This window comes from Corynebacterium sp. HMSC064E10 (assembly GCF_001812505.1).
Classification (GTDB): Bacteria; Actinomycetota; Actinomycetes; order Mycobacteriales; family Mycobacteriaceae; genus Corynebacterium; species Corynebacterium amycolatum.
Genome location: NZ_KV809170.1, coordinates 20,699 through 35,047, shown reverse-complemented (window position 1 = coordinate 35,047; position 14,349 = coordinate 20,699). Strand labels below are relative to the sequence as shown.

General features: G+C 60.5%; 13 protein-coding genes. 5 read left to right on the top strand and 8 right to left on the bottom strand.

From position 1 onward, the window contains the following. Positions 1-246 precede the first annotated feature (246 nt). Both serS and HMPREF2860_RS00180 read right to left on the bottom strand, forming a co-directional pair. Positions 247-1,509, bottom strand: a complete 1,263-nt coding sequence (gene serS / locus HMPREF2860_RS00185; protein WP_070432254.1) for a serine--tRNA ligase — start codon at positions 1,507-1,509, stop codon at positions 247-249. A gap of 47 nt (positions 1,510-1,556) precedes the next feature. Next, positions 1,557-2,207, bottom strand: coding sequence for a LysE family translocator (locus HMPREF2860_RS00180; protein ID WP_038626986.1), 651 nt, complete (start codon positions 2,205-2,207; stop codon positions 1,557-1,559). Positions 2,208-2,401: 194 nt separating this feature from the next. Here HMPREF2860_RS00180 and HMPREF2860_RS00175 point away from each other — a divergent pair, with 194 nt between their 5' ends. The 3 genes from HMPREF2860_RS00175 to HMPREF2860_RS00165 all read left to right on the top strand — a co-directional run bounded on the left by HMPREF2860_RS00175 (position 2,402) and on the right by HMPREF2860_RS00165 (position 4,668). Beyond that, positions 2,402-3,652, top strand: coding sequence for a septum formation family protein (locus tag HMPREF2860_RS00175; RefSeq protein ID WP_222867040.1), 1,251 nt, complete (start codon positions 2,402-2,404; stop codon positions 3,650-3,652). Positions 3,653-3,699: 47 nt separating this feature from the next. Continuing rightward, positions 3,700-4,044 (top strand): metallopeptidase family protein, encoded by a 345-nt coding sequence (locus tag HMPREF2860_RS00170; RefSeq protein ID WP_038626990.1) that lies wholly within the window; start codon positions 3,700-3,702, stop codon positions 4,042-4,044. Positions 4,045-4,122: 78 nt separating this feature from the next. Then, positions 4,123-4,668 carry a DUF1707 SHOCT-like domain-containing protein gene (locus HMPREF2860_RS00165; RefSeq protein WP_038627001.1) on the top strand — a complete coding sequence of 182 codons (546 nt, stop codon included), beginning with the start codon at positions 4,123-4,125 and terminating at the stop codon, positions 4,666-4,668. A gap of 34 nt (positions 4,669-4,702) precedes the next feature. Here the strand turns inward: HMPREF2860_RS00165 and HMPREF2860_RS00160 are convergent, their stop codons facing one another. Both HMPREF2860_RS00160 and pheA read right to left on the bottom strand, forming a co-directional pair. Then, the gene (locus HMPREF2860_RS00160; RefSeq protein WP_070628408.1) at positions 4,703-5,494 is read right to left on the bottom strand and encodes a histidine phosphatase family protein; all 792 of its coding nucleotides are present in this window, start codon (positions 5,492-5,494) and stop codon (positions 4,703-4,705) included. A gap of 3 nt (positions 5,495-5,497) precedes the next feature. Next, positions 5,498-6,433 carry a prephenate dehydratase gene (gene pheA, locus HMPREF2860_RS00155; protein WP_070628407.1) on the bottom strand — a complete coding sequence of 312 codons (936 nt, stop codon included), beginning with the start codon at positions 6,431-6,433 and terminating at the stop codon, positions 5,498-5,500. Between the two features lie 33 nt (positions 6,434-6,466). Here pheA and HMPREF2860_RS00150 point away from each other — a divergent pair, with 33 nt between their 5' ends. Continuing rightward, positions 6,467-7,855, top strand: a complete 1,389-nt coding sequence (locus HMPREF2860_RS00150; protein WP_070628406.1) for an amidase — start codon at positions 6,467-6,469, stop codon at positions 7,853-7,855. On the opposite strand, the gene HMPREF2860_RS00145 is transcribed toward HMPREF2860_RS00150, so the two are convergent. Next, positions 7,852-8,661, bottom strand: a complete 810-nt coding sequence (locus tag HMPREF2860_RS00145) for a fructosamine kinase family protein (RefSeq protein WP_038627012.1) — start codon at positions 8,659-8,661, stop codon at positions 7,852-7,854. The genes HMPREF2860_RS00150 and HMPREF2860_RS00145 overlap by 4 nt on opposite strands. A 131-nt stretch (positions 8,662-8,792) precedes the next feature. On the opposite strand from HMPREF2860_RS00145, the gene HMPREF2860_RS00140 reads away from it, so the two are divergent. Then, positions 8,793-10,196 carry an LCP family protein gene (locus HMPREF2860_RS00140; RefSeq protein WP_239393057.1) on the top strand — a complete coding sequence of 468 codons (1,404 nt, stop codon included), beginning with the start codon at positions 8,793-8,795 and terminating at the stop codon, positions 10,194-10,196. 122 nt (positions 10,197-10,318) lie between these two features. Here the strand turns inward: HMPREF2860_RS00140 and HMPREF2860_RS00135 are convergent, their stop codons facing one another. The 3 genes from HMPREF2860_RS00135 to HMPREF2860_RS00125 form a co-directional block, all read right to left on the bottom strand. Beyond that, positions 10,319-11,236, bottom strand: a complete 918-nt coding sequence (locus HMPREF2860_RS00135; protein WP_070628404.1) for a DUF5926 family protein — start codon at positions 11,234-11,236, stop codon at positions 10,319-10,321. 48 nt (positions 11,237-11,284) lie between these two features. Then, positions 11,285-12,163, bottom strand: coding sequence for a hypothetical protein (locus HMPREF2860_RS00130; RefSeq protein ID WP_070628402.1), 879 nt, complete (start codon positions 12,161-12,163; stop codon positions 11,285-11,287). Between the two features lie 127 nt (positions 12,164-12,290). Continuing rightward, positions 12,291-14,252 carry a pyruvate kinase gene (locus HMPREF2860_RS00125; protein WP_083309486.1) on the bottom strand — a complete coding sequence of 654 codons (1,962 nt, stop codon included), beginning with the start codon at positions 14,250-14,252 and terminating at the stop codon, positions 12,291-12,293. Positions 14,253-14,349: the final 97 nt, after the last annotated feature.

Below are 14,349 nucleotides of genomic sequence, written 5' to 3'. Positions count from 1 at the left end.
CCTATGCAGGAATTGCTCCTGTGACACGAAAATCAGGCCCACCAACACCAGTTGATGGGCACAATAACCATGCCTAAACCTACCCCCAAGAGTTTCACTTAAAAACTCCGATTTAGGCTTGACAAAAACATAGGGACGCCCCCTAGGGCACTTCACGACACCTATGGCACCTCATGCCAGCTGTGGAGGTGGCATGAGGTGCCATAGGTGTCGTGAAGTGAGTGTGTGGCTGTGTCGGGGCCACACCTACTTAACCGGCTCGAGAACTTCCTTGCCCATCATGAACGGACGCAGGGCCTCCGGAATCACCACAGAACCATCGGCCTGCTGGTGGTTTTCCAAAATGGCGACCAGCCAACGCGTCGTAGCCAGCGTGCCATTTAGGGTGGCGCAGTACTGGGACTTGCCATCGGCATCGCGGTAGCGGGTCTTCAAACGACGAGCCTGGAAAGTCGTGCAGTTCGAAGTCGAGGTCAACTCGCGGTAAGTGTTCTGCGTCGGCACCCATGCCTCGGTATCGAACTTGCGGGAAGCGGATGCACCCAGGTCGCCACCAGCAACATCGATGATGCGGTACGGAACATCGACCGCGGCCAGCATCTCGCGCTCCATGTTCAGCAGCTTCTGGTGTTCTGCCTCCGCCTGCTCCGGCGGACAGTAGGAGAACATCTCCAGCTTGTCGAACTGGTGCACGCGCAGGATTCCGCGGGTGTCCTTGCCGTAAGAGCCCGCTTCACGACGGAAACAAGAAGACCAACCAGCGTAGCGACGCGGCCCCTCCGACAGGTCAATAATCTCGTTGGAGTGGTAGCCGGCCAGCGCGACTTCCGAGGTACCGACCAGGTAGAGGTCATCTTCCTGCAGGTAGTAAATCTCATCGGAGTGCGCACCGAGGAAACCGGTACCCGACATGGTCTCCGGACGAACCAGCACCGGCGGCACCATCAGCTGGAAACCATTCTGAGTTGCCTTCTGAGCAGCCAGGTTCATCATGGCCAGCTGCAACATGGCACCGTAGCCGGTCAGGAAGTAGAAGCGGGAACCGGAGACCTTGACGCCACGCTCCATATCAATAAGTCCCAGCGACTCACCGAGGTCCAGGTGGTCCTTGGGCTCAAAATCGAACTGTGGAATCTCGCCGATTTCCTCCAGCACGACAAAGTCATCTTCGCCACCGGCGGGCGCACCCGTAACGATGTTGCCAATCAGATACTGCAGACGCTCGACCTCAGCCTCGGCTTCCTTCTGCTTCGCTTCGGCTGCCTTCACGGCGTCGGAAAGCTCCTTGGCCTTCTCCAACATGGTCGGACGCTCTTCCTTCGACGCCTGACCAATCTTCTTACCGAAGCCCTTCTGCTCCGAACGCAGCGCGTCGGTGGAGGCAATAACCTCACGGCGCTTAGCGTCAGCTTCCAGCAGCTGATCGACCAATGCCGGGTCCTCACCACGGGTGCGCTGGGACTCGCGGGCTACTTCAGGGTTTTCGCGGAGAAATTTGAGATCAATCACGTCCCCTAGAGTACCTGGTTTACGTCGGCAAGCAGGCACAAGGCATGTTAGAGCGCCGCTTCCGCTCCTGAGGCGACCAGCAGCGCGCCGAGGACGAGGAAGATTACGCCGGCGACAGTGTCAATCCACGGCCCTGCCAGCACCATTCGCTTGACGACGGCATCCGTCGACACCACGATTGCGATAAATAGGAAGAAAGCGATTTGGGAGACGATTAGCACCAGTGTACAAAGCACGAGCGTCCCCACAGATGCGCCCGCGGGAATGAACTGTGAAAGCACTGCGGTGAGGAAGAGAACAATCTTCGGGTTCGACATGTTGGTGAAAAAGCCCTGGCGGAACGTCGCCTTCGGCGACCGGAGCGCCTCGCTTCCCAGGGCTGGTGCGGCACCGGCGCGCAGTTCGCGGAGGGTATTGATGCCTGCCTTGGCCATACTGATGCCCATGTAAATGAGATAACAGCCACCGACAAGTTGAATTACGCCCATCAGCAAAGGATTGGCGGTAATGACGGCTGCGAACCCAAAAACTGTGAGGGTCATCCAGATTGTGGCGCCAGTACTGATACCCGCGACTGCCGCGATGGCGTGCCTTCGGGATTTGGTGGCAAGGCGCAGGACTAAGAAGACGTCAGGCCCTGGTGAGGCCATACCAATAATGTGGACGCCCAGCAGGCTAAGTAGTGCAGTCCAGGTCAAGACTCGTGTCCTCGGGTAGCGAACAAATACCGGACTATTGTAGTGCTTAAAACTCTTGAGCAAACTCGGACCGCAAACTCGGACAGAGCGTCAATGGCAGAGCTCCTTGCCACGACATCGACGCTCATGGGGACGTTGTCGCTTTTAGCGTTACCTTGTCCACAGGCTCATTGGCGGTGCACAATGGGGTCACTATGGCTGATGACAATATGAACCAGGATCGCGAGCACGCTGCCGCCACAGACACTGACTCCGGTGCAGGTACTGGCGCAGATGCCAGCGCTGGTGCATCCTCCGTAGCCAGCAACGATGCCAACGCTTCGAATAACTCGCGTGGAAGCTGGGGAATGCGCGCTTTGTCGACGGCAATGCTGGTCGGCGCCGCGGGGATGGCATTCGCGCTGCAAGCGGGAGTCATCGAGCCACCGAGTGGGCCACTTGGGGGCAAGGGTTCGTCGGCAAGCGCGTCATCGTCGACAACGACCATCGTCGACAAGGAGACGACGGCGTTCACCAGTGCAACCGCGGGCAACTGTCTGGACTGGAACCTGGCAGAAGATTTGAATGTTTCTGACTTCCGCGTCGTGCCCTGTGAGCAGCCGCACGCTTATGAGGTGGCCAAGAAACTGAATCTCGCCGATTACGAGGAACATCCGGGGCAATACGCCAAAACTGCCAACTACCCGACAGCAGACAATTTGGTGGCTCTGCAAAATGGCGTGTGTCGCAACACTGTGACTGAATACCTGGGCGGCCAGTACGATCCAGACGGTCGATTTATCACGGCACCGATCATTCCTTCGCCTAGCCAGTGGGAAAAGGGTGACCGAACCTTCCTGTGCGGTATCCAGGTCGTCGATGAAGACGGCAACACGGCGCACATGTCCGGTCCTGCGGCCGGGCAGGACCAGTCCCGCGTGTTCGAGGGCGGCCGCTGCGTGACATTGGACGAAAACGGCGCCATCCGCCAGGTGCCGTGCGTGGAAGATCACCTGATGGAGTCGACGGGAATTGTCAATCTCCGCGACCACTTCGGTGACAATGTCCCCACTGACCAGGAGCAAAATGATGTGCTCGCAGAGCAGTGTGTGACTCTGGCGCAGAATTACCTCGGTGGCGACGACCCGCTGTACAACTCAACGCTGCTGCCATTTTGGACGTCACTGTCGCAGGAGTCGCTCAATGCTGGCTCGCGCAGTGTGAACTGCTGGTTGATTAAGGACAATGGCCAGGGCGGGTTCGCCACTCTCAATGGCCACGCTAACGAGTCCTTCACTATCGACGGCCAGCCGCCCGTGGCTCCGCCACCGCGCAATCCGCTGCGGGAGGAGCAGGGTGACGCTGGCGCTGGCGCTGGCACAGGTGACGTCGGTGAGGTCGGTGCCGACGGTACTGGCGCAGGAGCAGGCGCTGCGGATAACGCAGTCGCTCCCGCCGGACAGTAGAACAATCGGCCAGTAAAACAAGAGGACATTGCGAGGCAGCACCATAAATGGTTGACGTTAGCCCGGAGCGGTTCGATGCACTTGTCGATGAGGCCATCGACCGCATCCCCACGCAGTTTCTCGACCAGCTCGATCAGGTCATCATCCAGGTCCACCCGTATAACCTCGACGAGCCCACACTGCTGGGCCTCTACGAGGGGATACCTCTGACCGAGCGTTCTAACAACCACTGGGGTCCACCTGACCAAATCAGCCTGTATCGCGACATGCTCTGCCGCATCAGCCGCACCGAAGAGGAGCTGGTGGAGCAGATTCGGGTCACTCTCCTGCATGAAATCGGGCATTATTTCGGCCTCGAGGAGGAGGATTTGGACCGACTCGGCTACGGGTAATTTTGTCCCGCCGTGCACGGTCTCGTTCCTCTCGCGATGCTGTCCCCTCCCCTCTTCTTCCCTGTAACCTTAATAACCATGAGCGACAACTCGAGCGAGAAGCCAGAAATCAGGGTCGGCGACAGGGAGCGCAACGCTGCCATGGAGCGTCTCGGCAATCATTTCGCTGATGGCTACTTGGATGTCGATGAGTTCTCCAAACGCGCCGAAAGTGCTGCTTCCGCTAAAACTCGGGCAGAACTGCAAACTCTCTTCGCGGACCTGCCCGCTGAGGTCTCCCCCGAGAGTTCACAGGGCACCCCGGCTAATCCGCAGCATCAAAGTGTCGATCAAGAGCTGCAAAACCTGATGAAAAAGGGCCGCCAGCTCAACATTGTTGATTCTGCTGCAGGCGTTATCGTATGTGTCACTATCGTTCTGATGTTTTTCACCAATATCGATAACGCGTGGCTCGGCTTCATCGTCGCTGCGGCCGTTGCCCTTATCGGGCGCGCCGCCTTGAACATCAATGATGACGAAGAAGAGCTCCTCAACGAAATCAACGAAGAGGAATCCAAGCGTCGCACAGAACGCCTACGCCTGGCAGCTCAGAAGCGCCGCGAGATTCAGGAGGGCCAGCAGTAACGGTCAGCAGTAACGGTCGCCGTTTCGCTCCCTTCTAGGGCAACTCGCTGTCGCCCCAGCGACGCACATCCCACGCGCCCGGTTCAATGCCAGCACGCTTGCCGACGGCCGCTGCGTTCGGAACCAGCTCAATTCGCTCGGTATTGGCAATGCGGTGTCGCAGTGCGTATTCCGGATCCACCCCGGTCAGATACTGCCCAATCAGACGAATAGCCGCGCCGTGGCTGACAATGACGACATCCTTGCTGCTGGCCTCCCTGGACTCCTTGGATTCACCACCTGTCGCTCCTGCCTGCTCCAGCAGCTGCTGTAGCGTCGGCAGGTACCGATTCAGCACGTCAGCACCGGATTCACCGCCGGGAAGGCGGTACTCCAGCTCTCCATTGAGCCACTGATAGAAGGCGCGCATGTACTCCATGTGCGCATCGCGATCATTGCGCCCCTCAAGATCGCCGGCCTGAATCTCGTGGAGACCACCCTCATGGCGGATGCGAACGGAAGTCTCTCCCAGGTGGTGCAGACTCGCGACCGCGCCTGCACCAGTTTGGCGTGCACGCAGGGCATGGGATGTGACAATGTCACCGATTCTGTGGACGTCGGGAAGCAAAAGACGTCCCAGACTGCGCGCCTGCCTCACACCGAGGTCGGTGAGCGGTGCGCCCGGCAATGCGGTATCCAGGCGGCGGTTGATGTTGCCGGTGGTCTGCCCGTGGCGGATGAAAATGATGCGCTGGGAATCAACCGGCATGACAGATTCAGGGCGGTCTGGGCGGTCATCGAGGAAAGGCAGCTGTCCAACTGGATTTTCGGGCGCGGTGGGTGTCATGTTTTACCTTCGTCCTTCCTTGAGCGCGTCGACCCATTCAATTGACTGGGAGATATCCGGCGGCGGGGTCATAATGCTGCGGCGACCGCCCTCAGCAACCGGCCAAGATCCCAGATACCGCAGGTCTTCGGCGTATTCGTGCAGTGCCGCGAGAGCCGCCGCAACCTGTGCATCATCAACGTGGCCGTTGCAGTCAATGTAGAAGCGGTAGAGGCCGAAGAGCTCTCGTGTCGGCCGCGACTCGATGCGGGTGAGGTTGACCTGTCGCACTGCGAACTCATTCATGGCGCGCATCAGTGTGCCAGGCTGGTTCGGCAGCGTGAAGGAGACCGAGGTGCGGTCGGCGCCGGTGCGCGGCGTCGGCACGCCGGGGCGCCCCACCAGCAGGAAACGGGTCCGGGCACCGCGCACGTCGGCGACCTCAGTGGCCAGCGCCTCAAGTCCGAGCAGCTCACCCGCGCGAGCCGGGGCAGCGCAAGCGTCGTGAGTGCCCTCGGCGACCTGGTGGGCCGCCGCCGCATTGGAGCTGGCCTGATGAACTTCCACGCCCGGAAGGTTGGCATCCACCCACTGTTTGACCTGCGGATACGCCACAGGATGTGTCGTAAAAGTACGCGCCTGTTCCGCCGTCGTACCGGGACGGACCAGGATAGAGAAGACCACCCCGACCTCGGTTTCACGGAAAACCTGCAGCTCCGGCCCAGCAGCGAGGGCATCAAAAGTTGGTGTGACGGGACCGTCCACGCTGCTTTCGATAGCCACGCAGGCGAAGTCCGCTTCCCCTCGGCGCACGGCTCCAAGCGCGGCCGCGGGACTATCCACCGGCACGGCATTGACCGCGGATTCCCCTGCAGGATCAATCTCGCCAGCACGCGCCATGTCCCACAGCGCCTGCTCGGTGAATGTGCCCGCAGGACCCAAATAAGTAACCGTCGTCATAAGCTCAGATTAGAGGGCTTCTACACTTATTGCATGACCTTTTCTTCCGAGATGCCCGCCCGCGCCCTCACTGAAGCCGTGCGCAGTGGCGCAATCTCGGTATCGGAAATCGTTTCGGAATTCGCCACGCTTGCCGACGACGCCGCGACCAATCCCGCCCGTTTCGGTATTGCCACGTCCTTGGCCGAGCACGCTGTCGACCGCGCACGCAGCCTCACTGCCCAATCAGAGGCCGCCCGGCGCGCTAGCCACGGCCTCCCGCGTGACCTCCTGGGACTGCCAGTGGCGATCAAAGACCTATTCACCATCGCCGGTGTCAAATGCACGATGGGCTCCGCCAACTTGGCTTTCACCGCCACCGAAACCTCGGAACCCGTGGCGAAACTTCTGGCTCGCGGCGCCATCCTCACGTCGACGACACACACCTCCGAGGTTGGGATGACCGCCTACACCGAGCCGATTGGCTACCCGGCTCCGGAAAACCCCTATTTCGCCGCGCCCGATCAGCTGTCCAATCAACCGGATACCACGCCACGCACTCCCGGTGGTTCCTCGGGTGGCAGCGCGGTGGCTGTCGCAACTGGTGTCGTTCCCGCAGCTCTGGGCTCTGACGGTGGCGGTTCCATCCGCGTGCCTGCCGCCTGCTGTGGCCTCGTTGGGTTGAAGCCAGCACACGATATTGCGGGTGGAAATCTCTCCACGCCTGCCTTTCTCACTCGCACAGTCGATGACGCAGCGCTACTGGCCGGGGTGCCCTTTTCCGCAACCTCGCATGTTTTCCGACGGTCCCAGCGCCCCCTTCGCATCGGTGTCACTATCAGCCCTTTTCATGCTGAGGTGGACGTCGATAAGCGCTGGGCAAACGGTGCGTGGGCGGCGGCTGACCGTCTTGCCGACGCCGGGTATGAGGTGGTAGAAGTGCCCAGCCCCTATGACCCGGCAGGTCCGGACGTGTTCGAGATCTTTCGACGGACCATCACGCGAATGTCCACGAAATTACCGCGCGCGGACTACTCCGAGATCGTGCAGTGGATTCGCGCCTGTGGCCAGGAGATTTCCGCAACTGAGGCGGCGGCGACACATCAGCAGCGGATGGCTCTGCCCGGCGCGATTCGATCGCGTTGGGAAGTCGATGCGGTGATTACGCCAACGCTGGCGTTTGATCCGCCACGTATTGGGCATTTCTCTGCGTTGGCGCCGTGGGAGGACTTTGACGAGCAAACCCGGTGGACACCGTGGTTGTCGCTGTGGAATCTGACTGGGTGGGCAAGCGTGTCCGTGCCAATTGCTGTGCCGGGCACAAGCGGCAGCACACCCAATGCGAAGCTCCCCGCCACCAGCGTCAACATCGGTGCGGTGCACTGCGGTGAGGCAGAGCTACTGGAGATCGCTAGCGTGCTGGAGGCTGCTAACGCCAGCTAACGCACGTACTTCGCTGCCATTGCCGCTGCCTGTCCGGCGTATCCGCCACCAAATAGCACCGCGTGCATGAGCACCGCGTAGAGCTGGTGGAGTTCGCAGCTCTCGGCGAAATCCGGCAGGGGATGTACAGATTCGTAGCCACGCAAGATCTCATCGAAGTGCGTTGCCCCGAATAGCGCCAGCAGTGCCAGATCTTCCTCGCGGGCTCCGCCGTGTGCCGCGGGGTCAATCAAGATCGCGCCGTCTGCATCCCACATGAGGTTTCCCCACCACAGGTCACCGTGGACACGCGCGGCGTCTGGCTCGTTGTCGAAATCTCCAGCCAAGAGCCGATCAATGAGCTGGTCAAAGATATCTAGCTGACGGTTATTGTAGGAGTTTTCCAACTTTCCCAGCGCAGGCAGAAGACGTCCTTTCGCCCAGTATTCACCGAAGCTCTCCCGTGGAGTCAGGTCCATCTGTAGTGGCTGATCCAGCGGACCGAAGTAGCCGTGCCCCTCCCACTCATCGGGGCCGGCACCCCAGCCAGCGGCGCCCAGATTGTGGGTAATAGCCAACGATTTTCCAAACTCGTACGCTGCCTGTGGATTCGGCGCCATCGACTCAATTCGACGCAATTTCAGCGCATGCCCGCTCACGCCCAGCACATCCACGACGCGCGCACCACCGTCAGATTCGCCCTCGCGCAGCCAGTCCAGCCCCGCCGCCTCACAGGCGAAGAACCCTCGAGGGACACCATGTCGGCTCTTGACATAAACATCCGACTCGTTGACTGCGCATTCGTAGTTCTGGTTCATTGCGGACATATTTCCAGCATATTCTTCTTCGGTCCCAAACCCTTTCAGCACGTCGCATGCAGGGTAACGCCAGCGCTACCAAGACTTGTATTGCTGTCTCGGTTCTCTTAGTCCACTGTCGTTGCCTATTCTTTATTGGTATGGAAGGCAACTTCGACGACTCGCGCATTGCCCGCGACCGATACGGTAGGCCGCTTAAAGATCGCTATGGCCGCCCCATCTACCGCCGTGTGGACGAGGCGTCGCCGAAGCATGCCCGCCCCCGTGAGGCCGATTCGCGTGGCGCTTCACGACGCCCCATCCCGCCCCGTTCCGACCGCCCATCTAGGGCAGGGGCAGCCCGCCCAGCGCCTATGCCTCCGCGCAGGTCTAGGCCGCAACCGGAACGTCGGCAGGCGCCACTGAACGAAACGCGCATTGAGTCCCGTCCACCGGTGAACCGGGCCGGTAGCGGACGCGCTGGCAGCGATCCGCGGTTTCCCCCACCCGGATATAATCCGGATGCGGATTTCCAATCTTCCTCGCACGGCTCGTCACAGGACTACTACAGTGCCCCACAAGCAGCGAGTTCTGGCCGTGGTGGACGCCGTGGCAGTCGTGGCGGCGCCGGCGTCAGGTCTGGGTTCCGCATGCCACGCATGCGGCTGCCACGCTTGCGCGTTAAATCCATCATCCTGCTTCTCGTTATCTTCCTTGTCGTCACGATGGCACTTGTCGACATCCGCCTGACCAGGGTCGATGCGTTCTCAGATCTGGCAGACCGCCCTGCCAATACGATGTCCTCCAACTGGTTGCTCGTCGGTTCGGACTCTCGTACGGGCCTGTCAGAGGAAGATGCTGCCAAGCTGTCGACGGGCAGTGGTGATTTCGGCCAGCGCACCGACACCATCATGATTGCCCACATTCCGGCGTTCGGTAAGCCGAAGTTGGTCAGTATCCCGCGTGACTCCTTCGTGGATATCCCGGGCAATGACAAGAACAAGATCAATGCGGCATTCGCATTTGGTGGCCCCCAGTTGCTCATCGACACCGTCGAGAAAAACACTGGAATTCACATCGACCACTACGCCGAAATTGGCTTTGGCGGTTTCGCCGGTGTCGTCGATGCTGTCGGTGGTATCGAGATGTGCCCTGAAGAAGCCATCGACGATCCGCTGGCAGGTCTGAATATCCAGGCCGGTTGCCAGAAATTCGACGGCGCGGGCGCCCTGGGTTACGTGCGCACGCGTGCTACCGCCCAGGGAGACTTGGACCGCGTAGAGCGGCAGCGTGAATTCATGAGTGCGCTAATGGGACGCCTGAAATCACCTGCGGTATGGCTCAACCCCTACCGCTGGATTCGCCTGGCCAATGCTGGCACTAAGGCCGTGTTCGTCGGCGATGGTGACCATGTCTGGCATCTGACCTGGCTGATGTTGCGCATGCTCTTCGGTTCCGATTCCCTTACCGTGCCTACCTCAGGCGCCATGGATACCGGTTATGCGGGCAATGTGCTGCTCTGGGACGAAATCGAAGCGCCAGCACTTTTTGCGGAGCTGAGATAGTCAAGAAGGTAGCTAAAACAGCTTCAGATAGCTTTCGAGACAACTAACGCGTGTGACTTAGCTTTTTGCTGAGCCACACGCGTTAGTTTTTTAATGCCAGCTGCGCCAGGCCGTCTAGATACCTAGTTCCGAATGGTCACCTGACGGGACACGATGGTCTCACGGGACTTGCGCTCCTCGGCGGTCAGCGGCTCTTCGCTGGCCAGCGCCTCAGCGATACGCTTGTCGGCCTCTTCCACGGCAGCAATCCAGTGGTCGTGCGGCTTGGTGTTATCCAGGTCCCAGACCGGCACCAGCAGGCCATCGGTGCGGAAGACACCAGCGAACTTAGTGCCCTCTCCCAGTGAAAGGTTGTCCGCAGCGTGCACGCGTGCCAAGGCGTCCAGCAGTGGCTTCTCATCTTCACGGCGCACCCAGCGGATGTGAGCGCGCTCGCCCGGATCAATCCACCACACAGCGCCAGCGACCTTCGCATCCAGGCGGTACGACGGGAGAATCGCGTCGTTAGCCACGGCCAGGTTCTGCTCGATCATCGGGGTGCGTTCAATGCCCTTGGGAATCCACCACTCGAAGTCCTGATGGACCTCCAGGTTGTCGAGATCCACGGCGGTCAGGACGTCGGTAAGCGGTGCAGCCTCGCCGTCAGTGGCGGCGGAGAGCTGCTGGCCCGGCTCTGCGTCACGGGCCCATGCCAGCGCACGGGAGAGATCCGCAGCGCCATCATTGGTGCGAGCCTGCGTCTGCAGCGCGACGAAAGCCTCATTGCCCTGGTCAGCGGCACGCGTCAGAGCAGAAACGCCACCTGGCAGCACGGTGCAGAGCTTGATGTCGCGCTCAGCGTCAGCAACCGTGACCGGAATGACCACAGCCGGAGCGAACTCGCGGACAGCCACGATGTCAGCCTCTTCGTCGAAGTCCTTGAACGGACGCGGATTGCCCAGCAGCGCTGCACGCTCAGCAGCGCGGGCTGCCAGCTTCGCCTGACGGCGGCTCATGCCCTCCGGGGCCTGATTATTCTTCTTACGAGATTTCTTTCCCACAAGGCCACAGAATACCTATTCGCAGTCCGTAATTCGCGACTGCCTGGGCTACTTATAAAAATCGTCGACGAATTCGCTCGCCGTTCCTTCGAAAAGCTGCTTGTCGACGGCCATTGCGCCCGCCTCCCCTTGTTCATCGGTAGCTTCGCTGGGGATGAAGCCCTTGGACCAGAAACCGGGCTGGGTGCGTTCGCGACCGGATCCAACGGGAATGTTGCGATGCACTTCCTCGGGAGCCAACACGTAGCCGAGTAGCCGCGCTGTGAGGGCAGTCGTCACACACGCTAAAACGGTGATGATTCCGGCCTGGAAGTACGTCCGGGATACGTCGGCAGCGATAAACCAACCCGCTGCAAGTGGCCACAAAACGCAGGCCAGATACCAGATAAAGCGACCTGGCCCCATTACGGCAGTGACTCCTGTTTCAGCCAACGCGACCACGGGCCCCGTGATGTTGCGCACTGGCCACATGTGCATCGTGCGCACATCCGTTGCCGTGCGCGACAGCAGTGGGCGAGCATACGTTGCGCGGTCACGCAGCACCTGGAGGGTCTTGTAGACCGAAAAACCCAGCCCAATGAGGGAAACCATTCCACAGAGACCGAAAGCCCATGCTCCAAACTCACCGAGGAGGGAAACCACTAGGTCCTGACCGGGGCTCAGGATGCTCATCCAGACGAAAACGGTAAATGCGGCGAATACTCCGGCGCCGCTCATCGCCCATCGAAAGACGCTGTCCGCGCGCTTGCGAACAATCTCATCGGCCTTCCAGCGCGGCGTCGCACCCGTGATAGTCGAATCCGAGACAGTCGGCTGCCAGCTCTGCTGCGGTGGCAGCACCACCTGAGGTGGGGACTGCTGTAGCTGCTGCTTTGGAGACTGCGGCGGCACAGCCCACCCCGCGTTTTCTGCCTGTTCATTAGACATTTTCCGCAGGGCTCCTCTCTCGCGTCTCTCTCGCGCGGCCGGCTTCTTCCGCAGTCTTTTCTCCAACGGCGTTTTTTAGGTGCGCTCCCCTAACCTACCTAAACTAGCTCGGCCACTAACCCCGCCACTAGTCCGACCAGCTGCGAATCTTCCGTAGCATGATGCGGCTCTTACGCTGCGAACGGCCCATCTTTCGGGCCAGGTTGTTCAAAATTGCAATGGCCTCGGTGATGTGCGGCCCCTTGTTCAGCATCACGCACTCGGCACGCAGGGCGAAAGCCGCATCGGTAATCTCCGCGCGGGACGGCAGGCCGGCCTTGGCCATGTTCTCCAGCACCTGAGTACCCAGAATGGTCGGCACGCCGGCTGCCTGCGCCAGCGTCAGAATCTGGCCTGGAACCTCACCCATTCGGTCGAAGCCCAGTTCCACAGCCAGGTCACCACGAGCAATCATCAGGCCGGACTTGGCGCGCTTCATGCTGGCGATGATGATTCCCGGCAGATTCTGGAATGCCGGAATAGTCTCAATCTTCAGCACAACACCCAGGTCCCGAGCCCTCGATGCCAGATCCTCGCGACCCGCGGCCTCATGTTCTGCCGCAATCTCATCGAGCACCTTGTAGACGTACTCAGCGTCCTCCTGCGTGCGAATAAAGCTCACCGCAGCAATATCCGCGTGCTCCACTACAAAGCGCAGATGCTCAATGTCTTCGTCGGTAAGCGAATTGAGCGGCAGGTCGGTGTTCGGCAGGTTGATGCCCTTATGCGCCGCCAACGGCTGTCCGTTCGGCTTGGTGCGCTGGACACGCAAGCGGGCATCGACGTGGCTATCTTCGCTTGACGACGTCTCGGAGACCTCAACCACCTCAGCGCCGAGTGCACCGTCGTCGAAAAGCACCGGATCGCCCGGCTTCAGAGCCGCCACGGCAGACGGCAGCGAGCAGGAGACGCGTGGCATTTCATCGTCGGTGCGTGGAATGGTGGTGATTTCCTCGCGGCTGGTGAGAATGAACTCATCCCCAGTGTGGAAACGCAGCTTTTGCACGGTCGGTGGCACGCCGCCAGCACGTGTGACCTCGTAGTTGCTGCGCAGGTGTGTGCCCTCGGCGATCCAGGCGTTCTTCTCCCCCTCGGCGAGCACGGCCTCGACGTCGCCCTCGACGTCGGTGTCGATGCGCACAACGGTGAAGTGACGCTTCGCCGAGCGGGAGTCATGCAGCGTAATGACATCGTCAAGCTGCAGCTGTTCCAACCATCCCTGATCTGCTTCCAGCGGCAGAGCAGGACGCCCCGGCAAATCGTTCGGAGCTGGCTTGGGGTGCTCATCCAGACGTGGAGTCAGCCAAATCTTGGACTTGGAGATGACCGTGCCGGCGTCGTCACGCACAACGCGGGCGCGACCCACGCGCGGCCCCGGTTCGATATCGCCTGTGCGCAGCTTTGGGCCAGCCAGATCCATGGACACGAAGATGCGGCGACCGGCCTTCTCAGCTGCAGCATTGACGTTGTCAATCATGCGGCTCCACTGCTCAGGGCCGTCGTGGGCGCAGTTGATGCGAGCGAGATCCATGCCGGCAGCAGCGAAGCTCTCCACCAACTCTGCGTCGTCGGCGGCCTCGGCGGGCAGGGTCACCATAATGTGCGAAGTGACATCCGCGCGCTCCTGACCGAACAGCTCGGTGGCGTTGTTATCCAGGGCAATATCCGCGCGCTCATCGTCGGCAATAATGCGGGCGACATCGACATCTGAGGTGCGCCCCGCCAGCGCCAACAGCGCGTTGAGGGCCAACTCAAGGCGCCCCCGGGTGAAAGTCTCCACCGTGGTCAGACTGGTCACGCCGAGGTCGTGCAAGCTGTTCTGCAGCTCACGGATGTCAATTGTGCGCAGGTGTGCGTAGTGCAGTAGGTTTTCCGCGTGCCGACGGCGCTCTTCCGGCACCTCTGCGAGCAGTGCAGATGCCTCCACCGAGACGTCGTCCAACTCTGTAATCAGATCAGTGACCTTGCTGATGAGGTCATCCAGACGCGGTACGTCCGCGCCGCTTTCAGTGTTGTCAGTTGCTGTGTCTTGAGGGCTCTGCGCTGCCATAGAGAAGGCACTCCTGTGTTTAAGACGAAGCGTTGGCCAGAGTCGGCCACGCGGGCCAATAGAAGGTGGGCATTCTCATTCTCAAATGAGACGGCCG